The 24,258-nt window shown below is 61.9% G+C and carries 27 protein-coding genes; 13 read left to right on the forward strand and 14 right to left on the reverse strand.

The window, feature by feature from the left end:
- Positions 1 to 3: 3 nt before the first annotated feature.
- The 5 genes from IHQ71_RS28690 to IHQ71_RS28710 form a co-directional block, all read right to left on the reverse strand.
- Positions 4 to 375, reverse strand: coding sequence for a VOC family protein (locus tag IHQ71_RS28690; RefSeq protein ID WP_258159790.1), 372 nt, complete (start codon positions 373 to 375; stop codon positions 4 to 6).
- Positions 376 to 409: 34 nt separating this feature from the next.
- Positions 410 to 814 carry a GFA family protein gene (locus IHQ71_RS28695; RefSeq protein WP_258159791.1) on the reverse strand — a complete coding sequence of 135 codons (405 nt, stop codon included), beginning with the start codon at positions 812 to 814 and terminating at the stop codon, positions 410 to 412.
- Between the two features lie 8 nt (positions 815 to 822).
- Positions 823 to 1,443 (reverse strand): glutathione S-transferase family protein, encoded by a 621-nt coding sequence (locus IHQ71_RS28700; protein ID WP_258159792.1) that lies wholly within the window; start codon positions 1,441 to 1,443, stop codon positions 823 to 825.
- Between the two features lie 154 nt (positions 1,444 to 1,597).
- Entirely contained in the window at positions 1,598 to 1,975 is a 378-nt protein-coding gene (locus IHQ71_RS28705; protein ID WP_258159793.1) for a hypothetical protein, read from the reverse strand.
- 160 nt (positions 1,976 to 2,135) lie between these two features.
- Entirely contained in the window at positions 2,136 to 3,047 is a 912-nt protein-coding gene (locus IHQ71_RS28710; protein WP_258159794.1) for a pirin family protein, read from the reverse strand.
- A gap of 181 nt (positions 3,048 to 3,228) precedes the next feature.
- Here IHQ71_RS28710 and IHQ71_RS28715 point away from each other — a divergent pair, with 181 nt between their 5' ends.
- Positions 3,229 to 4,047 carry a class II glutamine amidotransferase gene (locus tag IHQ71_RS28715; protein ID WP_258159795.1) on the forward strand — a complete coding sequence of 273 codons (819 nt, stop codon included), beginning with the start codon at positions 3,229 to 3,231 and terminating at the stop codon, positions 4,045 to 4,047.
- A 54-nt stretch (positions 4,048 to 4,101) separates the two neighbouring features.
- Here the strand turns inward: IHQ71_RS28715 and IHQ71_RS28720 are convergent, their stop codons facing one another.
- The 4 genes from IHQ71_RS28720 to coaBC form a co-directional block, all read right to left on the reverse strand.
- Complete coding sequence (locus IHQ71_RS28720; RefSeq protein WP_374989932.1) at positions 4,102 to 4,719, reverse strand: glutathione S-transferase family protein; 618 nt, start codon at positions 4,717 to 4,719, stop codon at positions 4,102 to 4,104.
- Between the two features lie 4 nt (positions 4,720 to 4,723).
- A complete protein-coding gene (locus IHQ71_RS28725) occupies positions 4,724 to 5,200 on the reverse strand; it encodes an SRPBCC domain-containing protein (protein WP_258159796.1) in 477 nt (158 codons plus the stop codon).
- Positions 5,181 to 5,522, reverse strand: coding sequence for a helix-turn-helix transcriptional regulator (locus IHQ71_RS28730; protein ID WP_258159797.1), 342 nt, complete (start codon positions 5,520 to 5,522; stop codon positions 5,181 to 5,183). The genes IHQ71_RS28725 and IHQ71_RS28730 overlap by 20 nt, the downstream gene beginning before the upstream one ends.
- 122 nt (positions 5,523 to 5,644) lie before the next feature.
- Positions 5,645 to 6,856 carry a bifunctional phosphopantothenoylcysteine decarboxylase/phosphopantothenate--cysteine ligase CoaBC gene (gene coaBC, locus IHQ71_RS28735; protein WP_258159798.1) on the reverse strand — a complete coding sequence of 404 codons (1,212 nt, stop codon included), beginning with the start codon at positions 6,854 to 6,856 and terminating at the stop codon, positions 5,645 to 5,647.
- 195 nt (positions 6,857 to 7,051) lie between these two features.
- On the opposite strand from coaBC, the gene IHQ71_RS28740 reads away from it, so the two are divergent.
- The gene (locus IHQ71_RS28740) at positions 7,052 to 8,290 is read left to right on the forward strand and encodes an aminopeptidase (protein ID WP_258162985.1); all 1,239 of its coding nucleotides are present in this window, start codon (positions 7,052 to 7,054) and stop codon (positions 8,288 to 8,290) included.
- Positions 8,291 to 9,362: 1,072 nt separating this feature from the next.
- Here IHQ71_RS28740 and IHQ71_RS28745 read toward each other — a convergent pair.
- A complete protein-coding gene (locus IHQ71_RS28745; RefSeq protein WP_258159799.1) occupies positions 9,363 to 9,953 on the reverse strand; it encodes an NAD(P)H-dependent oxidoreductase in 591 nt (196 codons plus the stop codon).
- Position 9,954: 1 nt separating this feature from the next.
- Positions 9,955 to 11,541 carry an exodeoxyribonuclease VII large subunit gene (xseA, locus tag IHQ71_RS28750; protein WP_258159800.1) on the reverse strand — a complete coding sequence of 529 codons (1,587 nt, stop codon included), beginning with the start codon at positions 11,539 to 11,541 and terminating at the stop codon, positions 9,955 to 9,957.
- A gap of 147 nt (positions 11,542 to 11,688) precedes the next feature.
- On the opposite strand from xseA, the gene IHQ71_RS28755 reads away from it, so the two are divergent.
- The 5 genes from IHQ71_RS28755 to IHQ71_RS28775 all read left to right on the forward strand — a co-directional run bounded on the left by IHQ71_RS28755 (position 11,689) and on the right by IHQ71_RS28775 (position 16,426).
- A complete protein-coding gene (locus IHQ71_RS28755) occupies positions 11,689 to 12,024 on the forward strand; it encodes a PilZ domain-containing protein (RefSeq protein WP_258159801.1) in 336 nt (111 codons plus the stop codon).
- Between the two features lie 88 nt (positions 12,025 to 12,112).
- On the forward strand, positions 12,113 to 13,342 hold the full coding sequence (locus IHQ71_RS28760) for an alpha/beta fold hydrolase (RefSeq protein ID WP_258159802.1): 1,230 nt from the start codon (positions 12,113 to 12,115) through the stop codon (positions 13,340 to 13,342).
- A gap of 2 nt (positions 13,343 to 13,344) precedes the next feature.
- A complete protein-coding gene (locus IHQ71_RS28765; protein ID WP_258159803.1) occupies positions 13,345 to 14,724 on the forward strand; it encodes a cytochrome P450 in 1,380 nt (459 codons plus the stop codon).
- Positions 14,725 to 14,804: 80 nt separating this feature from the next.
- Positions 14,805 to 15,068: a hypothetical protein gene (locus IHQ71_RS28770; protein ID WP_258159804.1), complete on the forward strand. Its 264-nt coding sequence runs from the start codon at positions 14,805 to 14,807 to the stop codon at positions 15,066 to 15,068.
- Positions 15,068 to 16,426, forward strand: coding sequence for a hypothetical protein (locus tag IHQ71_RS28775; protein ID WP_258159805.1), 1,359 nt, complete (start codon positions 15,068 to 15,070; stop codon positions 16,424 to 16,426). The genes IHQ71_RS28770 and IHQ71_RS28775 overlap by 1 nt, the downstream gene beginning before the upstream one ends.
- A gap of 32 nt (positions 16,427 to 16,458) precedes the next feature.
- Here IHQ71_RS28775 and IHQ71_RS28780 read toward each other — a convergent pair whose 3' ends face one another.
- Positions 16,459 to 18,318, reverse strand: coding sequence for a hypothetical protein (locus IHQ71_RS28780; RefSeq protein WP_258159806.1), 1,860 nt, complete (start codon positions 18,316 to 18,318; stop codon positions 16,459 to 16,461).
- A 142-nt stretch (positions 18,319 to 18,460) separates the two neighbouring features.
- Here IHQ71_RS28780 and IHQ71_RS28785 point away from each other — a divergent pair, with 142 nt between their 5' ends.
- From IHQ71_RS28785 to IHQ71_RS28795, 3 genes are read left to right on the forward strand one after another with little or no spacing between them, the layout of a single operon-like run.
- Complete coding sequence (locus tag IHQ71_RS28785; protein ID WP_258159807.1) at positions 18,461 to 19,459, forward strand: glycosyltransferase; 999 nt, start codon at positions 18,461 to 18,463, stop codon at positions 19,457 to 19,459.
- A gap of 21 nt (positions 19,460 to 19,480) precedes the next feature.
- Positions 19,481 to 20,173, forward strand: a complete 693-nt coding sequence (locus IHQ71_RS28790; RefSeq protein WP_258159808.1) for a class I SAM-dependent methyltransferase — start codon at positions 19,481 to 19,483, stop codon at positions 20,171 to 20,173.
- 6 nt (positions 20,174 to 20,179) lie between these two features.
- Complete coding sequence (locus IHQ71_RS28795; RefSeq protein ID WP_258159809.1) at positions 20,180 to 20,539, forward strand: transporter; 360 nt, start codon at positions 20,180 to 20,182, stop codon at positions 20,537 to 20,539.
- Positions 20,540 to 20,545: 6 nt separating this feature from the next.
- Here IHQ71_RS28795 and IHQ71_RS28800 read toward each other — a convergent pair whose 3' ends face one another.
- Positions 20,546 to 21,319, reverse strand: coding sequence for a helix-turn-helix domain-containing protein (locus IHQ71_RS28800; RefSeq protein ID WP_258159810.1), 774 nt, complete (start codon positions 21,317 to 21,319; stop codon positions 20,546 to 20,548).
- A gap of 128 nt (positions 21,320 to 21,447) precedes the next feature.
- On the opposite strand from IHQ71_RS28800, the gene IHQ71_RS28805 reads away from it, so the two are divergent.
- Entirely contained in the window at positions 21,448 to 21,858 is a 411-nt protein-coding gene (locus tag IHQ71_RS28805; RefSeq protein WP_258159811.1) for a hypothetical protein, read from the forward strand.
- Positions 21,859 to 22,052: 194 nt separating this feature from the next.
- Here the strand turns inward: IHQ71_RS28805 and IHQ71_RS28810 are convergent, their stop codons facing one another.
- Positions 22,053 to 23,039, reverse strand: coding sequence for a Gfo/Idh/MocA family protein (locus IHQ71_RS28810; protein ID WP_258159812.1), 987 nt, complete (start codon positions 23,037 to 23,039; stop codon positions 22,053 to 22,055).
- Positions 23,040 to 23,183: 144 nt separating this feature from the next.
- On the opposite strand from IHQ71_RS28810, the gene IHQ71_RS28815 reads away from it, so the two are divergent.
- A complete protein-coding gene (locus tag IHQ71_RS28815; RefSeq protein WP_258159813.1) occupies positions 23,184 to 23,639 on the forward strand; it encodes a GNAT family N-acetyltransferase in 456 nt (151 codons plus the stop codon).
- A 57-nt stretch (positions 23,640 to 23,696) separates the two neighbouring features.
- Complete coding sequence (locus IHQ71_RS28820; RefSeq protein ID WP_258159814.1) at positions 23,697 to 24,185, forward strand: thermonuclease family protein; 489 nt, start codon at positions 23,697 to 23,699, stop codon at positions 24,183 to 24,185.
- Positions 24,186 to 24,258: the final 73 nt, after the last annotated feature.

A 24,258-nucleotide genomic window follows, 5' to 3' on the forward strand; every position in this document is an offset into this window, starting at 1 on the left:
AGCCTATTGCGCCTCGTGGCAGACGGCCTCGAGATTGTTGCCGTCGGGATCGATCACGAAGGCGCCGTAATAGTTCTCGTGATATTGCGGGCGAATGCCCGGCGGGCCATTGTCCGAGCCGCCATTGGCGAGTGCCGCCTTGTAGAAATCGTCGACCGCGCCACGGCTGTCGGCGGTCAGGGCGAGGTGAACCGACGATGCAGCCGCATCGCCCTCCGCCTGCCCGATCCAGAGTGGATGCATCCCTGTCTTGCCAAAGCCCGCTGCGACGCCAAAATCCTTCTGCTTGGAAAAACCAAGCGGCGCGAGCACGGCTTCATAGAAAGCGAACATTTCCTTCAACTGCCTGGTCCTGAGGCCTATGTGGTCGAGCATTCCATTCTCCTGTCGTATCTGTCAGCCGTGTTGATCAGTCCTGTTCGGTACCCGGCAGGTCGGCGATATCGTTGATCCATGGCAGCGCCGAGCGGCACCATATTTGCCTTTTCGGCGTCAGTTCACGCCGCTGGTTGATGGTCCCGACCCTGATCCCCGTGCGCGCGGCATCCTTGCCCTCGCCGGTGCTGAACAGCGGCGAGCCGCATTCCGGGCAGAAAGACAGCAGGCGCGCCCGGCCGCTCTGGGCATGCTTCGTATAGAGCTTCGGCCGATTGGCGGTCAGTTTCACCTTGTCGCTATCGGCAATGACGGTCACCCGATAGGCGCCGCCGGTCAGCCGCTGGCAATCCGTGCAATGACAGATCGTCACTCTGTCGGGGTCGATCTCCGCTTCGTAGCGCACATGGCCGCAATGGCATTGACCGTCGATATGCATGTCGTGCCTCAGGTGAAATGTTTGACATGAACGGGCGTAACCTTCGGCCGGTTCCGCACTCGGGTCACGAGGCTCACGATCTTCGGGCAATGTGCCGCAAGCCAGTCGCCATCGATCCAATAGGCAAGCATCCAGAGATAGATATCGACCATGGTGAGCTGGTCGCCGAAGAAGTAGGGTCCCTTTCCAATCGCCGCCTCGAGCAATTCGTAGTGACGGTTCACATATGTCGTGGCGTTACTGAGCACCGCATCGCTGCCTGAAGGATCGTCCGAATATCGTGATGGATAGGCCTTGCGCAATTCGCCTTCGTAAATGTTGACGGCCATGAAAATCAGCCATCGGTCATGCTGGGCGCGGGCGCTGGAGCCTGGTGGTGGCGCGAGTTGGGTATGAGGAAAGGCGTCGGCGAGATGCAGCATCATCGCCGCGCCTTCAGTCATTAGGGATCCGTCGGGAAGGGCCAGCGCCGGGATTTGCTGGCGAGGATTGATCGCCCGGTATTCCTCGCTGAGGTGCCGTTTCTCTGCAGTGCTGGTCGGCACCGTCACATAGTCGGCGCCAGCCTCGGCAAGTGCGGCTTCGACAGCTGAGCTGCCGCTATTGATCGATTCATAGAGCTTGTACATGCGTCCCCCTTCGAATTCGCGGTCAGTCTATCGTCTGCCGAGGCTTTTGGAAGAGCCATAGGCGACGGTTTGCGGGTCGCTGCGAACGAGCGGATCATCACATCCTATTCGATGGCATGAAAGGCAAGCTCGGCGAGGAGATCGCCCGGAACGATTAGCGCTTGGCGTTCTGCAGCGTCCAGACGGCGTAGAGCTGCAGGCAGCCCAGCAGGAACGGCCCGATTGTCTTGATCAGGTTGCTTTCATAAATGCCGACCCACATGTCGGCGAACTGGATGATGCCGGCGAGAAAGCCTAGCACCGTCAGCATGCGCCCGAACCGCATGAAGATGGAGACCATCACGAAGACCGCGAGCGGCAAGCTGCGGGCCGCCGCATAAAGCGCGAATGTGAACGCCGCATCATTCGCGACGGAGCCGGCCGGCAGCATCGACAGAGGGTTTACCAGCCCGACCACGGCAAAGCTGGCGGAAACGAGGACGTTGAACCCCGTCACGACCGATGCAAATCGTAGAGCATTCTTGAATTGCATCCGTACTTGTCCCTCACAGCCGTATTCGCAACTGCGAATGGACAGCAAAAACAAGCCGATGGCAAGTGCAGATCGTGCGCCCTCACCTGAACGGTGAGGGCGCACGCTTTCCGTGGAAAGCCGCTTCAAGTCTTTCCAGGAACTGCGAGCTGCCGATGCGCTAGTGGGCGGCCTTGATGAAGGTGCCGTTCTGGAGGTCGCGCATCGCCTGCCGGATCTCCTCGTGGCTATTCATCACGATCGGGCCGTGCCACGCCACGGGTTCCTCGATCGGTTTGCCCGAGACGAGCAGGAAGCGAATGCCTTCATCGCCCGCCTGCACGGTCACCTCGTCGCCGGTGTCGAAAACGACCAGCGTACGGTTGCCGGAGAGGTCGCGGATATTGAGTTCCTCGCCGTTGACCTCCTTCTCGACCCGAACGCCGACCGGCCTGGACGCGTCGCGGAAGGTGCCGGAGCCGGCGAAGATATAGGCGAAGGCCTTGCGATAGGTGTCCACCTTGAAGGTCTTCCGCTTGCCCGGCGGCACGGAGATGTCGAGATAGACGGGATCGGCGGCGATGCCGTCGACCGGACCTGATTTGCCCCAGAACTCGCCGGTGATGATGCGCGCGGCCGTGCCGTCGTCATCGACCACGACAGGGATATCGGCCGCCTTGACGTCCTGATAGCGCGGCGCGGTCATCTTCAGCGACGAGGGCAGGTTGGCCCAGAGCTGGAAGCCATGCATCCGGCCGGCGAAATCACCCTTCGGCATTTCCTGGTGCATGATGCCGCTGCCGGCCGTCATCCATTGCACATCGCCGGCGCCGAGCAGGCCGCGATTGCCGAGGCTGTCGCCATGTTCGACCGTGCCGGCCAGCACATAGGTGATCGTCTCGATGCCGCGATGCGGATGCCAGGGAAAGCCCCGGCTATAATCCGCCGGATTGTCGTTGCGGAAGTCATCCATCATCAGGAAGGGATCGGTCAGCGACGGATCGCCGAAGCCGAAGACGCGGTGCAAATGCACGCCCGCACCTTCCATGGTCGGCTGGGCGTGGGATTCGGATTTTACAGGGCGTATCGACATTTCGCATTCCTCTCATTCGAGTTCTTCACTTGAATGGGAATATAGAGCCTCTTCATTGTCTCCGAAAGATGATCGATCTGCGAACAATCTTTTCCAAACGGTGAACAGTGGAGTGTTTAAGGCTTTGTTTACCATGACGGCCCAAGATCGACCGGCGTATTGTTCGCATCAGGATCTCGTCATGTGCCGCTGGGCCGCCTATTGCGGGGAACCGCTCTTTCTCGAAGACATCGTCTCCTCGCCGGCGCATTCGCTGATCGCGCAATCGCATTCGGCGGTCGAGGCCCGCACCGCCACCAACGGCGATGGTTTCGGGGTCGCCTGGTACGGCGAGCGCGAGACGCCCGGCCTCTATCGCGATGTCCTGCCCGCGTGGTCCGATTGCAATCTGAAAAGCATCGCGCGCCAGATCCGCTCGCGGCTCTTTCTCGCCCATGTTCGCGCGGCAACGTTCGGCTCCACCCGGCGCGACAATTGCCATCCATTCGTCAACGGACGCTGGTCGTTCATGCACAATGGCCAGATCGAGAATTTCGCCCAGCTGCGACGTCCGCTGGAAAACATGCTGCCCGATGAGCTGTATGCCGCCCGCACCGGCACGACCGATTCCGAACTGATCTTCCTGCTTGCCATGCATTTTGGCCTCGAAAGCGTGCCGCTGCTTGCCTTCCGCGAGGCGATCGCTTTCATCGAGCGGCTGGCGATCCATTTCGGCCTTGGCGCCGACGTGCGCTTCACCGCGGCCTTTTCGGATGGCGAAAAACTCTACGCGGTCCGCTACGCCACCAACGAGGTCGCGCCGACGCTCTATGCCAGCCCGATCGGAACCGGCGGCTATTGCCTCGTCTCCGAACCGCTCGACAGCAACCGCGCCAACTGGATGAGCATTCCCGAACAAAGCGCCGTCGTCATGAGCCCGGACGGGCTCGAAGTCTCGGTCTTCGAGACGGGCACGATCAAGGCGACGATTTCGGAAAAGGTCCTGCTCGCCGCGATGTGAAACGGATGCGAAACCCGCAACCCGGTCGCCTTTCGGCAATATCATTCGCCAATGCTACCGATTGGAATGCGGAAACGGGTCGCGCCACGCCTCAAGCTCGTCCAGACGGTCATGCCAACGCCGGATATTGGTGAAGGCGTCGAGCGGCAATCGCGATGTTGCGGCATAGGGCAAGGCGGCCGCCAGGGCAAAATCGGCGACGCTCACGCTTCCGCCGACGACATAGCGGCGGTCGGCCAGGTGGTCGTCCAGCACACGGGCAAACTGTTTGAGACTGGCTTCGGCATCTTCCACGATCCTCTCGTTCGGGGTTTCGCCAAAAAGCGGCTTGACCTCATTTTCGAACCACAGGGTGGCCCCGTGGTGGGTGAAATGGCCGGCATCCCAGCTCAACCAACGGATTATGTCGATCTGGCGCTCGTCATGCGGCCAGAAATCCGCACCGACGCTGTCGGAGAGGTGGCACATGATCGCGTTCGCTTCCCAGAGCGTCTGGTCGCCATCCTGCAGCGCGGGAACTTTGCCATTGGGATTGATTGCCAGAAATTCCGCCGTCCTTTGTTCACCGCGACCAAGATCGACCCGAACGAATTCGACATCCGCATCGAGAAAACGAGCCGCCGCACAGGCCTTTCGTGGATTGAGAGTCTCGCAATAAAAAAGTTTGGCCACCGGTTCAGCTCCCTGGGACATCGTTTTCAACGAACCGCTTCAGTCGGTCGAAGCTTTGCGACCAGCCGCCTTCATGGCCATCGCGAGACTCGATGCTTTCGAAGAAGGCCTGATGAAACCGCATATGCGTGGCATCGCCTTTCTCCGTGAATTCTATGGTGATGACCGTTTCCGGGCTGCGTTCCCCGTTCGCCAGCTCCCATGCGTGGGTAAAGACAAGCCGGCGCGGCGGCTGCACATCGATGTATTTGCCGCTTACCCAATGCTCGTCGCCATTGGGGGCAATGAGGCAGGCCCGATGAATCCCGCCGGGACGCGGATCGAGCTGATCGCCCCGCGCAATGAAGTCTTTCGGGCCGGCCCATTGCGCCATCCATTGCGGGTCCGTCCAGGCCCTGAACACGACATCGCGAGGGGCCGCAAAGGATCGTTCGATAAGAAGCTCAGGCTTTTCCTGAAGGTTAGGAGTCGGCGTCGGCATCGTCTTTTCCCTTTAAGCTGGAGAGGAATGTGTCCAGGCGATCAAAGCTCTGATCCCAGAAGCCGCGATAGCGCTCCACCCAATCGGCAATCTCCTTCAATGGGCCCGCCTCGATCTTGCAGGGACGCAACTGACCCGAGCGGCCGCGGGCGATCAGCCCCGCCGATTCCAGGACTTTGAGATGGCGTGAGACGGCGGGAAGGCTGATGTCGAAAGGTGCGGCGAGCTCATTGACCGTGGCCTCGCCGCTCGCGAGGCGCATGACAATCGCGCGCCGTGTCGGGTCCGCCAAGGCGGCAAAGGTTTCGTTGAGGCGATCCATTAAATTTAACCAGTGCGTTAATTAACCTGTCTGTTAAATATCTGCCGGTTTGCAATCTGTCAAGCGGGTGCGCCAGACGCTCCGCCACAAGTAGGCTTCCAATCCTGGATTTCAGATGCTGCTCAGGCTCCGGCGAGCTTTTCGGCGATCAGCGTGACCAGCCTGTCGGCCACCTCATCCTTCGACAAATCAGGCCAGCGATCCACGCTGTCGCGGCTGATGATGGCGACGCGGTTGCGCTTGCCGCCCATGATGCCGGTTTCCGGCGAGACGTCGTTGGCGACGATCAGGTCGGCGCCCTTGCGATTGAGCTTGGCGGTGGCGTTGGTTTCGACATCATTGGTCTCGGCGGCGAAGCCGATCACCAGCTTCGGTCGCTTTTCGTGATGGCCGACGGTTTTGAGGATGTCGGGATTCTCGGTGAACTCAAGCGATGGCACGGAGCCGTCGGCGGATTTCTTGATCTTTTCATCCGATCGCGTGGCGACGCGCCAGTCGGCGACAGCGGCGACCATGACGGCGATATCGGCGGGCAGGCTCGCGAGCACCGCGTCGCGCATTTCCTCGGCGCGCTCGACATGGATCACCTTGACGCCGCGCGGATCGGCGAGCGTGACCGGACCGGATACCAGCGTCACGTCGGCGCCAGATTTGACCAGGGCTGCGGCGATTGCGTGCCCCTGCGTTCCTGAGGAGCGGTTGGCGATGTAGCGCACCGGGTCGATCGGCTCGTGCGTGGGGCCTGAAGTCACGATCGCTCTTTTGCCGGCTAACGGTTTTGGCGCGGTGTCGAGCAGGGCCTCCACCTCAGCGACGATGTCGAGCGGTTCGGCCATCCGGCCGGTGCCCGCTTCGCCGCCTTCCGCCATCTCGCCACGCATCGGGCCGACGAAATGTACGCCGTCGATGAGAAGCTGCGAGGCGTTGCGGCTGACGGCCGGATTCGACCACATCTTTGGGTTCATGGCGGGCGCCATCAGCACCGGGCGTTCGGTGGCGAGCAGCACCGTCGAGGCGAGGTCGTTGGCAAGGCCGTTGGCCATCTTCGCCATCAGGTCGGCGGTGGCGGGTGCGACAAGCACCAGGTCGCAATCGCGCGCGAGACGGATATGGCCGACATCCACCTCGTCGTCGCGGGAGAAGAGATCGGTATGGACCTTATGGGCCGCAAGCGCGCCGACCGCCAGTAGGGTGACGAATTCCTCGGCCGCCTTGGTCATGATGGGAATGACGACCGCGCCGCGCTCGCGCAGCCGCCGGACCAGGTCGAGGCTCTTATAGGCCGCGATGCCGCCGGATATGATCAGGAGAATACGCTTGTCTGTCAGTATCATGCCGGTATCCGTCCTGCTTTCGGCCTCATTTCGACAAATAGTGGAGTGCGGGCTGTTGTGCAATGCGACGGCGACTTCGATGCCGATTTCCGCTGGAATGCCTTCACAAATGGCGCCAAATCGGGGAAGACAGGCGTAGAAATGAAAAGAACAGGTGGAATTCCGATGGATATGAACGAAGCACAGAGCGCCACCATGAGCGGCGATGTCATCGACATGGAGAAGCTGGAAAAGCTGGCGGAAGTGGCCGTCAAGGTCGGGCTCGACCTGCAGAAGGGCCAGGACCTGGTGATCACCGCGCCGGTCGCCGCCATGCCGCTGGTGCGCTTCATCACCAAGCACGCCTATCTCGCCGGTGGCGGGCTGGTGACGGCGTTTTACAATGACGAAGTCACGACGCTGATGCGCTACCAGCACGCCGAGAATTCGACGTTCGATCGCGCCGCCGGTTGGCTCTACAAGGGCATGGCCGAGGCCTATGCCAATGGTGCCGCGCGGCTGGCGATTTCCGGCGACAATCCCATGTTGTTGTCGAGCCAGGATCCGGACAAGGTCGCTCGCGCCAACCGCGCCATGTCGACGGCCTACAAGCCGGCGCTCGAAAAGATCTCCAATTTCGAGATCAACTGGAACATCGTTTCGTATCCGAATCCGTCCTGGGCCAAGCAGATGTTCCCGGAACTCGAGGAAAACGCGGCGGTCAGGAAACTGGCGGATGCGATCTTCGCCGCCTCGCGCGTCGATGTCGCCGATCCGGTCGCGGCGTGGAAGGCGCATAATGCAGCGCTCCACAGCCGCAGCACCTGGCTCAACGGCCAGAATTTCGCTTCGCTGCATTTCAAGGGCCCCGGCACTGACCTGACGGTGGGTCTCGCCGACGGCCACGAATGGCATGGCGGCGCCTCCGTCGCCAAGAACGGCGTGACCTGCAATCCCAACATCCCGACCGAGGAAGTGTTCACCACGCCGCACGCGCACCGCGTCGATGGCGTTGCATCCTCGACGAAGCCGCTGTCGCATCAGGGCACGCTGATCGACAATATCCAGGTGCGTTTCGAAGCCGGCCGGATCGTCGAGGCCAAGGCGTCGAAGGGCGAGGAAGTGCTGAAAAAGGTACTGGAAACCGACGAGGGCGCCTCGCGGCTCGGCGAAGTGGCGCTGGTGCCGCATTCCTCGCCGATCTCGGCCTCGGGGCTGTTGTTCTTCAACACGCTGTTCGATGAGAATGCCGCCTGCCATATCGCGCTCGGCCAGTGCTATTCGAAATGTTTTGTCGACGGCGCCAACCTGACGCCCGAACAGATCGCCGCCCAGGGCGGCAATTCGAGCCTGATCCATATCGACTGGATGATCGGCTCGGGTGCGGTGGATGTGGATGGCGTGAAGCACGATGGCACGCGGGTGCCGGTGATGAGAAAGGGGGAGTGGGCTTGACGTTAAGGTATCGCGCTCACGCGATGTCATGCAATTCGTCACGCTTTCACCCCTCACCAAGCGCGTCCATGCACTCGACCCATGGTCTCGCGCGGACTTGCTATCCTCTCCCACAGGGGGAGAGGTAAGGTGCCCCGCACTCGGCTTTCACTTGAGGCAAGACAGTGCCGCGAGTCCATCTCTCCCCCTGTGGGAGAGGATACGCCGGCCGCGTAAGCCGCAGGCGAACGCTTGGCCGTAGTTGGTGAGGGGTGAATGCAAGGGCACATAAAGTTTGCGATCCTATCCCAAAAACACACCTCCACATTCACGCGAGCGTTTCCGCTCCGTGGTTTGGCCATGCACGTCCCCGATCCCTTCGCTTTGGCATGAAGGATCGGCCGGGGCACGTCTCCGTGCCGAGGTAATAGGCCCGCCTGTGGAACGGGCCGTTAAGACACGTCGCCGTGCCCCGTCATGCGGTGTCTCCATCCACGAACTCGCCAGCACTGCCCCCGTATCTCCATCCTTGCGGGACTGGAGGCGGATATGTGTGCGCTACAGCGCACGTCCGGGGCGAAACTCAGCCTTGCGGCTGCCGTCCCCAGAGGACTGGCCCTTCTCGCGGACGCCCCGCATGGAGACTTACGTCGCTTCCCCATGCCGGTCACCGGTCCCGCCTCGCCCTGACGCCTCAGGGTGTAGCCGATGCGGAACGGCAGGGAGTATGGCATGGAGCTGGGAATTTGGGAAGACGGAAGAGGATTATTTTCCTAAAATGAATACCAAGCATTTGATTTGGTTGAAAAAGAAAATACCAAAGAGCGCTTGCTTCTGGGTCAAGGACGACCCCGCCCCGCACCCCTCCCCACAAGGGGGAGGGGCCAATCCGTGGCGCCTGATCCGACCATAGCATGGCCTTCACATGTTGCGCCGAAGAGAGCGGCCCATGCGTAACGTTGAATGGCGCGAGGCGGCGCTGCAGCTTGGCCCTCCCTTGTGGGGAGGGGTTGGGGCGGGGTCTTAACTACGGACATTTTCGCGACGGCGCCGCGGTTCGCCCGTCTCAGGGCGCGTAACGGCCGCCGAACAATCAAAGCGTGGCGACTTCCCGCCTGACCCGCTCCAGAAACCGCTCGCGCTTTTCCAGCGTCGACTGATCCATGTTGTGCAGTGACACCATCCTGAAATCCAGCCCCTTGGAGCAGAAGGCGGCGACGCCGCGCTTGAGCAGGCGCTTGACCGGATTGCCCATGTAGAAATGCACGATCCACCATGGCGAGCCGGTCGTCGTCAGCGCCCAGAAATGTCTGATATTGCCGAGCATGGGAACAAGCCGGCCATTCCCCGGATCTATTTCGTACGCCACGCCCGGTGCAAAGACGCGGTCCAGATAGCCCTTGAGAATGGCCGGCAGGTTGAACCACCATTGCGGAAATACAAAGATCAGGCCATCCGCGGCGCGGAGTCGCGCAACGAGCGGCGCGACAGTGGAAATGTCGTAGTCCGGCTCCATGTGACGCGCCCGCTCGTCGGCCGTCAGCCTCGGATCGAAATCTTCGGCGTAGAGATCGAGAAGGTCGGTCGTGTGGCCGCTCGCCCGCAGGGCCTCCACCGCCGTCCTTGCCATGGCGGCGGCAAAACTCTCCTTGATCGGATGGGCGAGGACCACGAGAATGTGCATGTCAGAACAGGCTCCCCTGATTACCCTTTTCGGGCGCCGGCTTTTGCGCAGATCGCTTCTTAGCCGGCGAAGCAATTGCCGAGGCGTTCTCTCCCGCGACGGCCTTGACCGCGCCATCGGCGAATTCGATCGACAGCGCATCGCCCTCCGAAATCATCGCGGCGGAAGACAGGACCCTCTCGTCATCGCCACGAATCACCGCATAGCCACGCTTCAGCACATTCTTGTACGACAGCGATTGCAGGATGCGGTCCTGCGCCAAGAGCGTCTGCCGGTGCCGCGCGAGCAGATTGGCGACGGCGGAATCGCCGCGCCTTGCGGCATTGCCGAGTCTGTCTTTTTGGCGTTCGGAGTGGGTGTGCAGACGTGCCGGGAATCCCGCGAGCACCGCATCGGCCCTGGCGATGCGGGCCTTCTGGCGGTCGAACATGCGCTCGATAACGCGTTCGGCACGGGTCATCCGCTCGCCGAGCTTCTGGCGTTGCTCGGCGATGCGGGTCGAGAGGATGGCGGGGCGGAGATTGGCCGAGACACGCTCGAAGGCGCGGCGCTTGGTGACCGTGGTCATTTCCAGCCCGCGGCCAAGACGGGACGCGGCCTCGTCGAAGCGGCGGCGGGGGAGCGCGAGGATCTGGTCGAGCGAGGGGAGCGCGCGGATAAGGTCGCGAACCTCGCGGCGGCGCGTATCCATCTGGCGGCTCATGGCGCGGGAGAGACGAGCGGCGAGATTGGCGATCTGGGCTTCGAGGTCGGCCCTGACCGGTACGGCCATTTCGGCGGCCCCGGTTGGGGTGGGCGCGCGCTGGTCGCTCGCATAGTCGATCAAGGTCCAGTCGGTCTCGTGGCCGACGGCGGAGATCAGCGGGATTTCCGAGCTGGCCGCGGCGCGCACCACGATCTCGTCGTTGAACGACCAGAGATCCTCAAGGCTGCCGCCACCGCGCGCCACGATCAGCACATCGGGCCGGGCGATCGGCCCGCCGGGTTCGAACTCGTTGAAACCGCGGATGGCGTTGGCGACCTCCGCGCCCGAGCCTTCGCCCTGCACCTTCACCGGCCAGACGATGACGTGCAACGGGAAGCGGTCCGAGATGCGGTGCAGGATATCGCGGATGACGGCGCCGGTCGGCGAGGTCACGACGCCGATCACCATCGGCATGAAGGGCAGCAATTGTTTGCGCGCGGCGTCGAACAGGCCTTCGGACTGGAGCTTGCGCTTGCGCTCCTCGATCAGCGCCATCAGCGCGCCGACGCCGGCGGGCTCCAGGCTCTCGATCACGATCTGGTATTTGGACGAGCCGGGGAAGGTGGTGATCTTGCCCGTGGCGATCACCTCCATGCCCTCTTCGGGCCGCGTCTTCAGCTTGGAAAACGATCCCTTCCAGATCACGGCTTCCAGCCGCGCGCGATCGTCCTTGAGCGCGAAGTAGGCATGGCCCGAAGAATGCGGGCCGCGATAGCCGGAAATCTCGCCGCGCACCCGCACCTGGTCGAAGGCCTGTTCCATGGTGCGTTTGATCGAGCCGGAGAGCTCGGTCACCGTATATTCGATGAGGTTTGACGGCGAATCATTCTCGAAGAAGGTCATGTCGGGATATTGACCGGTTCACGCCGGTTTGAACAGCGATGGCCGGTTCGAGCAGCGATGACCGGTTGAGCAGCGATGGCCGGGCCGGCGTTAATCGCATCTTAATTTGTTCCATGGCTAATTTCGAATATTCTAACGGAGGGTTTCATGATGAATGCCCACAACAGCATCGTGCTGGAAGACGAGCAGCGGCACTTTCGCCGCAGGCAGGTCCGGCTGGATGCGATGCTCTCGTGCATGCGCAGCGGCCTGCGCGGCTATATCTCCCAGTCGGCCATGGTGCTCAACCTCTCGGAAGGCGGCTGCATGGTCTCATGCGCCTCGACGGACGGGCTGACCAACGACCTTCATATCGTCATCGCCGGGCTTCCCGCCAAGATCGGGTGTACGGTGGTGGGCCGGACGGCGGTGCGGCTCAACCTGCAATTCACCGAAATGCTGCCGCCACACGAGATCGACAGGCTGGCCGCAAGGCGCTTCTGAGCGAACCACGCCTTTTCATGGACGGACATACGCTTTTCCGCTAAGGAACGGCCACCGGCGGGCAAGCACTCGCCGCGATCACGCGTCCATGATCCGGGGTGACATGCAGGAAACCGAAACCCAACCGTTCCGCCGCCAGGTGTTCTTCATCAGCGGCTACGATCCGCGTGGCGCGCTCTTCCTGCACAAGAACTGCGTCACCGAGACCGACAAGTGGAGCGAGACCAGCGGCTATCCCGTCAAGACCGGTCCGCGCAAGAATATCGGCAAACTGGTTCGGCGCTGGGTGATTACCTCGGATATTCCGGGCGGTCCGGCCGAGACGAATTTCGATTTCCTGCAATGGGACGACATCATCCGCGCCCATTGGGACAAGCGTAACTGGCTGGTCTATCTCCAGGGAATCGGGGTGCTGTGGCGGCTTTTCCTAGATGGGGTCTTTACCCGTACGATCCGCGATTCCTGGCCGATTTCCACTGTGATGGTCGCACCTGCCGCGACCGCCATCCTGCATGGCCTCGGCGTGCTGCTGCCGTTGATCGGGCTCATCGGCCTTTATTTCTTCCCCGGCATCATCGGCAAGGTCATCGCGCTGGCGCTGATCGGCATCGGCGCCTATGCGTTCTGGTGGATCCGCAAGAACATGGATCGTTACCGGCCGGAATGGAACGGGCGGATCGGCGTGTTTGCCAACAAGATGGCGATCTCGCGCGATAGTGTGCCCGGTCTCGACGAACGGCTCAACCAGATGGCCGACCATATCGTGGCGTCGATCGAGGAGGGCAAGCCGGATGAGGCGCTGATCATCGGCCACAGTTTCGGCACCACGCTTGCCACCATCGTTGCCGCGCGCGTGCTGGAACGGCGGCCGGAATGGGGGGGCAAGGATTCCCCGCTCGGATTTGTCACGCTTGGCCAGACCCAATCGCTGCTGTCGTTCCGGAAGAAGCACGGCTGGTACCACGAGGAGCTGTCGCGCTTCGCGAAATTCCCGGATTTCAATTGGCTGGATTTCTCTTCGCCGCCGGATGGCGCCTGCTTCGCGCTGATCAACGTGCTGGATTTCCTGCCGAATCCGCCGAAGAGCATGCCGAAGATGCTGAACGCCCAGTTTCATAAGATCCACACCGAGGAGCATATGAACGAGGCGCGCTATTTCCGCATGCTGATGCATTTCTTCTATCTGCATGCCAATGGACATCCGCAGATCGGCACCGATCTCTACGATTTCGTGCTGCTGATTGCGGGAAATCAAAGCGCGCGTCAGCGCTACGCCGCAAGACAGTCTGGCAAGCCGTATTTCAAGAAGGAAAAGTGAGAATGAGCCGCCGCATCATCGGCCCGATGCCGGAGATCAGGAAGACGCGGCCCTCGCCGCTCACCCGCATCATCAAGGGGCGGCACTCCTCGCTCGACGTTCTCTTCGAGAAGAGCTATTCGATGAAGATGGGCGAATTCACCGGCGCCCGCCGCAGGTTCTATTTCCTCACGCAGCCGGATATCGTCAACCGCATCCTCGGCGAGGACGTGGCGCTCTACCCCAAGAGCGACCTGATGGGGACGATCCTCTACCAGATCCTCGGCAACGGCGTGTTCGTCTCGAACGGCGAGGTGTGGAAGCGCCAGCGCCGGATGATGAACCCGGCCTTCGAATTCGCCCGCATCTCTGAAGTCTTCCCGCTGATGATGCAGGCGGCCGAAGACATGAAAAAGCGGCTCGATGCGGTCGCCGACGGCCGCGAGGTCTCGATCGATTTCGAGATGACGCATGTGACGGCCGATATCATCTTCCGGACAATCTTCTCCGAGCCGATCCCGCCCGAGGACGCGGAGTCGATCTTCACCGCCTTCAACAACTACCAGGAACTCGCCTATATCCACGGTGTGTGGAACATGGCGGGCTTGCCCCAGGCGCTCTCCATTCCAAGGCTGCGCGCTATCCGCCATGCACGCAACATCAGGGGCCCGCTGGCGCGAATGGTGCGCAAGCGCTTCGAACTGCTGGAGACCAACCCCGAGACCAGGCCGCAGGATATCCTGCAGTCGCTGATCGAGGCACGCGATGGCGACGGTTCGAAATTCACCGAGAAGGAACTGATCGACCAGATCGCGGTGATGTTCCTCGCCGGTCATGAGACATCGGCGAGCGCGCTGTCCTGGGCGCTCTACCTGATCGCCAGTGACCGCGATGTGCAGGACCGCATGCATGCCGAGACCGAACTCGCCTTCGGGCAGGAAGGCGGGCTGCAACCCCGCCACTTCAAGTTCCTCAAGCTGACGCGCGATGTGTTCCGCGAGACGCTTCGGCTCTATCCGCCCGTTTCCTTCGTGCCGCGCGACATCACCGTGCCCGAGACGATGCGCGACAAGAAGCTGAAGAAGGGCTCGGCGATCTTCATCTCGCTCTGGCTGCTGCACCGTCATCGCGAGATCTGGAAGAACCCGGACATGTTCGATCCCGACCGCTTTTCGCGCGATGACGAGAAGGATGCGATCCGCTCGGCCTACATGCCCTTCAGCCAGGGGCCGCGCGTCTGCCTCGGTGCATCCTTCGCGCTCCAGGAGGCTGCGATCATCCTGGCGATGATCATGCGGCATTACGATATCCAACCCGTCGAGGGCCACGTGCCGCGCCCGGTCGCGCGGTTGACGCTCAGGTCCGAAAACGGAATTCGGCTAAGACTAACAAAACGCTCGTGAAAATATTTTCGGCGCCTGCCATCCCCGCCCTTTTGGGCGGTGGGATAATGGCGCGTCGATTATATCAAAGGAGCAATTTCATGCCTGACAGATTTCAGAATTCCTCACCTTCGCTTTCCGGCCCCGCCGCGCACGGATTTGCCGTGACGCCAAACGATACGAACGTGCTGTCCGAGACGACGCGGGCGCTCTATGTCGGTTCGGCCGGCACCCTTGCCATCGTCATGGCGTCGGGCGCGAGCGTCACCTTCATCGGTGTCGCCTCGGGCACGGTGCTGCCCGTGCGCACGACCAAGGTCATGGCCACGGGGACGAGTGCCACGGATATTCTGGGGCTCGTCTGATGCTGGGAACCGGATTGGACATCATGCTTGCCGGCCAGAAGGCCTGGTGGCAGGCGCCGGCCCGTGCGGCGACCGAGGAGGGCACCGGCATATCCCGGCTGCCGGCGTCGATCGCCTCGTTCCGGCTGGGACGCTACGCCGTTACCAACCGGGAGGCCGCGTCGATCGCGGCCGCCTCCGCGGATGCGCTGACCCAGATGCAGGCCGTGGGTTTCTCCGGCCTCTTCAGCTTCACCCGTGCGAGCAATGCCAGTTTCATCGACGCGGGCGGTAACTTGCAGATCGCTGCATCCGATGTGCCGCGCTTCGACCATACCAATGGCAAACGGCAGCTTCTTCTCGAAGGCGCTTCGGCCAACGCCGTTCTGGCTTCGGAGATGACCGGCTTTACCGCAGGCCGGCGCTATCACGATGGCATCGGCAATGTCGGCGTCCTGCCCACAGGCATGTCGGTGAACTTCGGCGGCGCCAACACCGGCTACGTAGATCTCATCTCGGTGATCACCGACAGCAGGGGGCGGAAGCGTCTAAGGCTCGAATTCAACATCGCCAATGCCACCGGCTCCACGCAGTTTCCCCGGTTTCGCTTTGCCGAGGTTGCGGGCGTGGCGGGCGAACTCTGGTCGGCATCCGTCTTCGTGGCGGTCATATCGTCAAGTCACACGGTAAGCATGCTGACCGAGGCACAAACGCCTACAGGCAGCATGCAGAGCGCCAACCTGGTCACTGGTGACAATACCATCATGCTGAATGGTGGTGTTTTTCCATCCGGCGGCCAGACCATGGTGCGATCGCAATTCGGCGTTTCGCTGCCGACCGGGCAGACCTGGACTGCCGTGATCGATGTCGCCTGCCCACAGCTCGAAAAATCGCCCCGCTGCACGAGCTACATTCCGACGACAGGCACTGCCGCAACGCGTGCCGCCGACAATTGCCAGTTCGGTCCAAAGGCGCTGGCGTTGATCGGCAGAACGGCGGTGGGCATCGTCCTCAAGGGCGAGGCGATCTGGGGTCCATCGGGCAATTTCGTCGGCTGCGCAAGTTCCCGCATCGTCGGCCTCAACACCGCGCAGACGCAGATTTCGCTGGGCAATGCATCGGCCATACAGGTCGGCTCCGCCGTGACGGCGCCGTTGCCGGCTTTCGGCACGGCGGTCGGCTGGGATGGCGCCGGCAAGGCGGGATCCTATAACGGCGCTGCCATCGCGACTTCGGCGACGCCGCATGACGCGACATTCACCTCGGCTTTTCTCGGTCGGGGTTCAGGTTTCGCCAACGGATGGTACGACGAATTCGTCCTCTATCCATTCCGGCCATCGGGCGCGTCGCTGGTCGCGAAAGCTGTTGCGTTCGTCTAACCATCTGTTCCGGCGGGTTTGTCCCGCCGGCTCTATCTCTGGATCATCTGGTAGATGTGCAGGCCGGCGGCACGTTGCGGGATTTCCTCGAGATAACCCGGCACGTCGCCCTTGCCGAGTTGCGCCAGAAAGCCATCCGGGTATTTCGTCTTCATCAGGTCGACCAGCGGATCGTCGTTGCAGAACAGGACGTAGCCAACGCCCTGCGCCTCCATCATCGGCAGCGCGTCCTGCGGCTTGGCCATGGCGATTTTCAGCGTGGCGATCATGCCGGCCTGGTTGCGATGATAGTTGGCGGCCAGCACCGAATGCGGCGTGAAGCGCAGCAGGGCGGGGCCTGTATTGAAGCCCGCGAGGATCCGCCCGGCGGGCATCCTGGCGAAGTCGGCGACGCGCTTTTCGGTAACGCAGGCTTCGGCATCCGGGTCCTCGGCATCCCTGTTTGCGGGCACGCCGGCTATGGCGTCGCCTGCCTTGAAAGCCGCCATCCCGCCCATCGTCCAGACCGCGGGCACGCTGAGCAATGCCGCCATGACGAAGGCGAGCGCCGCGCGGCTATCCTTCTGCCGGCTCACATAGAGCGCACGAAGATCGGCGATCAGCGCCGAAAGCGGAATGAATGCCAGGAAATTCGCAAACATCATGCCGCGCACCTGCAGCGCGCTGACGACCCAGCTGATCCCGATCAGCGCGAGAAGGATAGCATGGGCAATCGTCTGTTCGCGGCGCATGATGCGCATGAAGCAGACCGCGAGCGCGAGCAGGCCGACGGCATAGAAACCGCCGATATCCTCCGGGCTGTGCTGCATCTCGGCGACAATCGACTGGGCTTCCTTGATCGTGCTGAGCCACATCGACTTGAGCAGCGGATCGAGATTGTTGAGCGGATTTTGCAGGCATTCGGGTGCAACGAGGATCGCGGTCGCGAGAACCAGGATGCCGGCAAGCACCAGCGCCGTGAAGCGGATGTGGATCGGCTTGTCCGTCAGGACGAATGCCGATGCGGCCAGCGCCGCGCCGCCAACGGTGGCGAGCGACAGATAGCCGAGTGACAGCGTATCGCAGGTGACCGAACCGTAGTGGCCTAAAGGTGTCGTGCCGAAGAAGATCGCGCCCGTGGCCGCCGCAAAGGCGAGCCCGAAGCCGATCGCGGCCCTGCGGTAGCGTTCGCTGTCGATGGCCCAGAGCACCGCGACCACGATGGCCGAGACCGCGACGAGCGGCGTGGTTTCGGCACCGATGGCCAGCGCCAGTCCGCCCGCAACGGCGGCGGCTGCGAAATTCGAGGCGCGCGCCAGCGGGTCGATCAGCATGGCGGTCATGAAGGCAGCGAGAACCAGCTGGACATTGTGATGATCGATGGCGCCGGGCCGGAAGCGCACGATCGCGGCGAGGAACACGACCGACAGGAGGAGGCCGATGACCATGCCGCCTTTGCCGCCAAGGCGATAGCTGGCAAGGCCGATCGAGGCGAGAAGCGGAACGACCAGCAGCAGCGGCCATGTGGCGACTGCCGCGACTTCAGCCTGATGCGGTGAAAGGAACGGGGCGTAAAGGGAGACCAGCGTCGCGATCGGCCAGTCGATCAGCCGCGACCAGTGCATCAGCGTGCCGCCATCCGGCCCGAGCCGGTACTGTGTCAGATCGAACCAGCCCTGGCCACCGAGATAGTCCCGCACCTCGACGAGCCGCATGGCATCGTCCGGATCCATGCCGACATAATCCTTGGCCTTGAGGAACCACAGGGCGAGCTGGAACGCGATGATCGCCAGGCTGAACAGCAGGATCATCAGGGAAAAGCGGCCGTAGCTTACCTGGTCATTGAGGTCCGGCCTGCGCCAGGCGACGAGATAGGTGGGTCCGGCTATCGGTTTGCCGCGGTCAGTCGCCATTTCAAAGCCCAAAAGAGGAATATTCGCCGAGTCCGAAACCTAAACTTAACCTCCTCAAGAAATAGTAAAGCCGAGGAGAACCGCGCGGGCCTCGCGCATAAGGGTCAGGACAGATTCTCCTGACCCTAGAGATCGGATAGAGATGACCGAGAGCCACCAGATCGCCGTGCTCATTCCCTGCTACAACGAATCGCTGACCATCGGCGAGGTCGTGATGGGCTTCCGGCGTGCGCTGCCCACGGCGCGCATCTATGTCTACGACAACAATTCCCGCGACGACACCGCGATGCGCGCGGCATTGGCGGGCGCAACCGTGTTCCGCGAATCCCGCCAGGGCAAGGGCAACGTCGTGCGGCGGATGTTCGCCGACATCGAGGCCGACATCTATCTGATGGCCGATGGCGACGGCACCTATTCGCCGGAGGACGCCGAGAACCTCATCAACACGCTGCTGACCGAGCGCGTCGACATGGTGGTGGGCACGCGCCGCCACGTGACGGTCGATGCCGGCCGCAAGGGCCATGCCTTCGGCAACAAGATTTTCAACCGGCTCTATCGCTCGATCTTCGGCCGCGATTTCACCGATATCTTCTCGGGCTACCGGGCCTTCTCGCGCCGCTTCGTCAAGAGTTTCCCCGCCATCTCGGATGGCTTCGAAATCGAGACCGAAATGTCGGTGCATGCCTCACGATTGAGGTTGCCCGTCTGTGAACTGGAACTCGACTACGGCCGGCGGCCCGAGGGCTCGCATTCCAAGCTCTCCAGCGTCAACGACGGCGCGAAGATTCTCTGGATGTTCGCGATGCTGATGAAGATGACGCGGCCATTCTCCTTCTTCCTGATTTTCGCGGCGGCCCTGTTCGCCGGCGGCGTCACGCTCTCTGTCCCGGTGCTCTACGAGTTCTTCACGACGGGGCTTGTCACGCGCATGCCGACATGGGTGCTGGCCGTGACCATGGTCGCCATGTCGTTCGGCATCTTCATGGCCGGGCTGATCCTCGATTCCGTGGCGCGGGCGCGGGTCGAGCAGCTTCGCCTGCAATATCTCGCCATTCCGTCGATCTTCGCGGCGGCGCATTCGGCATTTTCGTTCAAGCGCGAAAAGGGCGATGGCACGCCCGCAAAGAAAAAAGCCGCCTGACGGTCTCTTAAGGAAAATCCCATGAACCGGGAAATGACCAACCGCATTCGTTTCGTGATCGAGGACATCCTGCCGCCGGTGGTACGGGATTCCCAGATCTTCCGGCATGCCGCCAAGCTCGCCTGGGGCGAGCATATCGATCATCTGGCCCGTTTCCGCGAGCGCGCGCCGTTCCTGACCGATGAAGAATATGCCGACCTCTACCGCAAGCATCCGCGCGTGCATGAAGGAACCGACAATTCCGAAGCCTGCATCAAGCGCATCATCGAGTCGATCGAAGGCGACAGCGTCGTCGATGTCGGCTGCGGAACCGGCGCGGTTCTGTCCCGGATCAAGGCGTCGCGATCCTTCGAGCGCCTGACCGGCGTCGACTTCGTCATCGACGATGCATCGAAGCTCGAAGGCATCGGCTATGTCGCCGCCAAGGTGGAAGAACTGCCATTCGCCGACGGCGAGTTCGATACCGTGATCTGCACCCATGTCATCGAGCACGTGCTGGAATATCACAAGGCGATCGCCGAACTGCGGCGCGTCGCAAAAAAGCGCCTGATCATCGTGGTGCCGCGCGAGCGGGAATCGCGCTACGCCTTCAATCCGCATTTCAACTTTTTTCCCTATGTGCATTCCTTCCTGCGCGCGATGCATCCGGTGCCGCCGGTCTATGCCTGCGTCGATGTCGGCCGCGATATTTTTTATTCGGAAGACAGGGCGTAGAATCCGATGTTCAGCCTTCCGGTCCCGATCTGGATTGGCCTTCTCGGAACGCCGTTCCTGATCGCGGCGGGCCAGGTTCTGTTCAAACTGACGAGCGCGACCACCGGCGGGCTGAATGCCAACGGTCTGGCGGGCCTGCTGCTCAATCCGCTATTCATTGCGGCGCTGGCGCTTTATGCCTTTGGCACCATCGTGTGGATATTCGTGCTTAAGCAGGTGCCGCTGACGATCGCCTATTCGTTCATGGGCCTGACATTCTGCTTCGTGCCGCTGCTGGCACAGCTTTTCCTCGGCGAGGCGCTGACCCTTCGCTATTTCCTCGGCGTGGCGCTGATCATCGGCGGGATGGTCGCTATAAATAGTTAGCCGGATTCAGCCCTCGAAATGCCGCTTCGTCTCCTCGTCAGCCGGGAAGAAGGATTCGATCAGCACGCCCTGAACCAGCGCATCCTGCACCGAGCCGAAGCTGGTCAGCGTCGTGATCCAGTTGAAACGCTTGGCGCCGATTTTCATTTCGATCGGCAGCACCGGCAGCCGTTCGGATTCCGGGAAAGCCTCAAGCGCTGCGACGATCTCGGGAAGCTTTGCCAGCCGTTCCAGCCGTTTCGATAGAGCCGAGCGCGGTCCCTGCAGCCAGGCCTCGCCCCGAATGCGATGGACAAGATCGGCCGCCGACCGCTCCCAGTTGACGATGATGTCCTTGAGCGGCGTCGGCCCGAGATAGGCATCGAGGAAATTGTCGCCGAGTGAGACCGCGACACCCGCCATGCCGGCAAGGCTGACGAAGGCATTGTTCGCCGCCAGCATGTTGTATTCATGATCGAAGACGACGCCCGGATAAGGATCGTGCCGGCCGAGGATCAGCCTGATCGCTTCGGCGACGGGTGAGGGGAGGTTGTCGAGCGCCTGCGCCGGCTTGGTGCCGAAACGGGGACGGAAACCGGCGGCCGAGAACATCATGCCCTGTTCGCGCGCCGGGATATCAAGCACCGAGGAGAGCCTGAGGATCATGCCCTCCGTGGGCCGCGAGCGCCCGGTTTCGAGAAACGACAGGTGGCGCGAGGAAATGCCGGCCTCCGTCGCCAGGTCCAACTGGCTCATCCGCCTGTGGCCGCGCCATTCCTTCAATTGTTCGCCGAACTGCATGTCATGCCTCCATGATTCCTGGCGGCATAAGACAGCAAGCGTGGCATCATTTCCATTACCTCAGAGGTAATTGGTTTCATTCCCTGTTTTGTCGAGGATGGTTGCGTCAACAACGAAAGGAACACACCATGCTCGACCTCATCAAGCGCAATCTCCTGAAATGCACACTCCTTGTCGATGGCGTCGTCTGCGTCGCCGCTGGCACTGCCTTCCTCACATTCTCCGCGCTGGTGGCCGAGCTGGTCGGACCGGCCTTTACGGCGGAGGTCGTGATCGGGCTCGGTGCCTTTCTGCTGCTCTGGGGACTCTTTCATCTAGGGATGGGCAGCCGGGCAGAGGCACCGGCGGCGGGCGTCAAGGTGGCAATCATCGGCGATGCGATCTGGGTCGCGGGTAGTGCGGCGATCCTGTTCATCGACTGGCAGGGGCTGACCGCGCTTGGCGCCGCGTTCATCGCGGTGATGGCTATCGCGGTTGCCGATATCATGCTGCTGAAGGTGATCGGGCTGGGCCGGCGCGGCCGGACGGCGATGGTGTGAAAGCGAAAAGACCCCGCCCCAAACCCCTCCCCACAAGGGGGAGGGGCTTACGCTGTTGCGCCGACTTCGACACAAATCACCGAATACGCAAGCTGCCGCGATGCGTGGGGCGCCGAGGGCACCGCGAGTTGGCCCCTCCCCCTTGTGGGGCGGGGTTCGGGGCGGGGTCTTCATTGCTATTTTCTGCGTCAGCCTCAAACCGTCTCCCACCCATCCTTCTCCGATGCCCGATAGATCGCATCGATGAATTTCTGGTTGTTCTTCGAGCTCTCCAGCGTCACCACTTCTTCCTTCTCGCCCAGTGCCGCACGGGTGAAGGCCTCGGCTTCGAGCTTGTACTGGCGGCAATCCTGGAAGCGGAAGTGGCGGGATTCGGAATGGTTCTGGGTGGTGAGTTCCAGTTCCTCGGCGCCGTAGCGGTTGGCGTTGAAGGGGGATTTCACCTCGATGAAGCCCTTGTCGCCATGGAACACCATGACCTGCCGGGCCGCGAGCTGGGTCGAGATGTAGAAAGACAATTCGAAATCGCCGAAATCGGCCCGCACCGAGGAATAGATATCTGTGCCGAATTCCTTGTCCCGCTCCGTCGTCGCCTGCACCCGTTGCGGCTCCTTGCCGGTGACGAAGCGTGTGGAGATGGTCGGATAGACACCGATATCCGGCAGGCCGCCGCCGCCGAGCGACGGGATGTTACGCATGTTGCCGGGGTCTTTGTTGAAATAGGTGAAGGCACCCTGCACATGTTTCAGCGTGCCGATCGCGCCTTCCTGCAAGAGCGAGCGCACCTTCCGCCAGACCGGCGAATAGGTGACCATATAGGCCTCGGTCACCAGAACCTTGTTGCGGTCGCGCGCGGCGATCAGCTGGTCGATCTCATCGGCATGGAGCGCGATCGGCTTTTCGCAGAGCACATGCTTGCCGGCATCGGCCGCCTTGATCGTCCATTCGACATGCTGCGAGGTCGGCAGGGGGATATAGACGGCGTCGATCTTGTCCGATGCCAGCATTTCCTCGTAGGAACCGAAGGCGTGCGGTGCGGAGAAGCGATCGGCCATGGCGCGCGCCTTGGCAAGGTCGCGGCTGGCGATGGCGCTGACGACGCAATTCTCGGCATCCTGGATGGCCGGAATGACCTGCTCATGGCCGATGCGCGCGGTCGAAATGATCCCGAAACGTAGCATGTTTTTCTCCCGATCTTTGATTTGCCGGCACCATATTTGCAAGCCGGAACCAAGGCAATCGGGAAACGACGGACGTACCTCCGGCGGTGGCTTGTAAATCCGGACCGGTAAAGGCTAAACCGGATCATCATGATGGAGGACGGTATGGCATTGGTGATCCGGGACGTGGCTGCGGGAGACGAAAAGGCGTGGCGTGCGCTTTGGGCGGGTTATCTCGCCTTCTATAAGGTGGATGTTCCGGCCGAGGTCACCAATTTCACCTGGACACGCTTGCTCGATCCATCCTCGCCGATGGCGATGCGGGTTGCCGAGCAGGACGGCGAACTGGCCGGCTTCGCGATCCATCTCACCCATCCCTCGACATGGGTGATGAACAACGATTGCTATCTCGAGGATCTCTATCTCGATGACCGGTTTCGCGGCGCCGGCATCGGACGCGCGTTGCTCGACGACCTCGTGGCGCTCTGTGAGAAGAATGGCTGGTCGCGGCTCTACTGGCATACCGATGAGGGCAATGTCCGGGCGCGCAAGCTCTATGATTCCTATGTGAAGCCGGACGGGCATGTCAGGTACAGGATGAAGTTTGCGGGCCGCAAGTAGCACGTCTTAAGTTTGGGTTAAGGCCGCCGATCTACTGTCGGCGCCATGGCAAACACAATGACAGTCCTGCTGGTCGGCGCCGGTCTCAGCCTCGGTGGCATTTGGCTCTACGGCGATCGATCCCGAGATGTCGAGAATGTCTCGCTTCGCCCCGAGCCGGTTCCTCTTGTCATGTCGCAACGGCCCTATCCGCTTTGCTCCAGGACAACGCGGCGCAATTGCGTGGTCGATGGCGATACATTCTACACGGCCAAGGACAAGATCCGCATAGCGGATATCGATGCGCCCGAGACGCATCCGCCGCGTTGCGCCGAAGAGGCCGATCTCGGCGACCGTGCGACCAACCGGCTCTCGGAACTCCTGAGCGCCGGCGCCTTCGAACTCGTCAGCGCCGGGCGTGATGAGGACAGATACGGCCGCAAGCTCCGCGTCGTCATGCGCGATGGTCGCTCGATCGGCGATATCCTGGTGAGCGAGGGCATCGCCCGCACCTGGACCGGACGCCGCCAGCCATGGTGCACCGAAAACGACGGATCATTCGGCTGAAATCCACCGCTGCGCCTTGCAAGCTGTTCCGGGCGGTTCTATCTCATGGTTTCCCTTTCTCTTGACCCGGCGC

Origin of the sequence: Rhizobium sp. TH2 (assembly GCF_024707525.1) — a bacterium.
GTDB lineage: Bacteria > Pseudomonadota > Alphaproteobacteria > Rhizobiales > Rhizobiaceae > Rhizobium_E.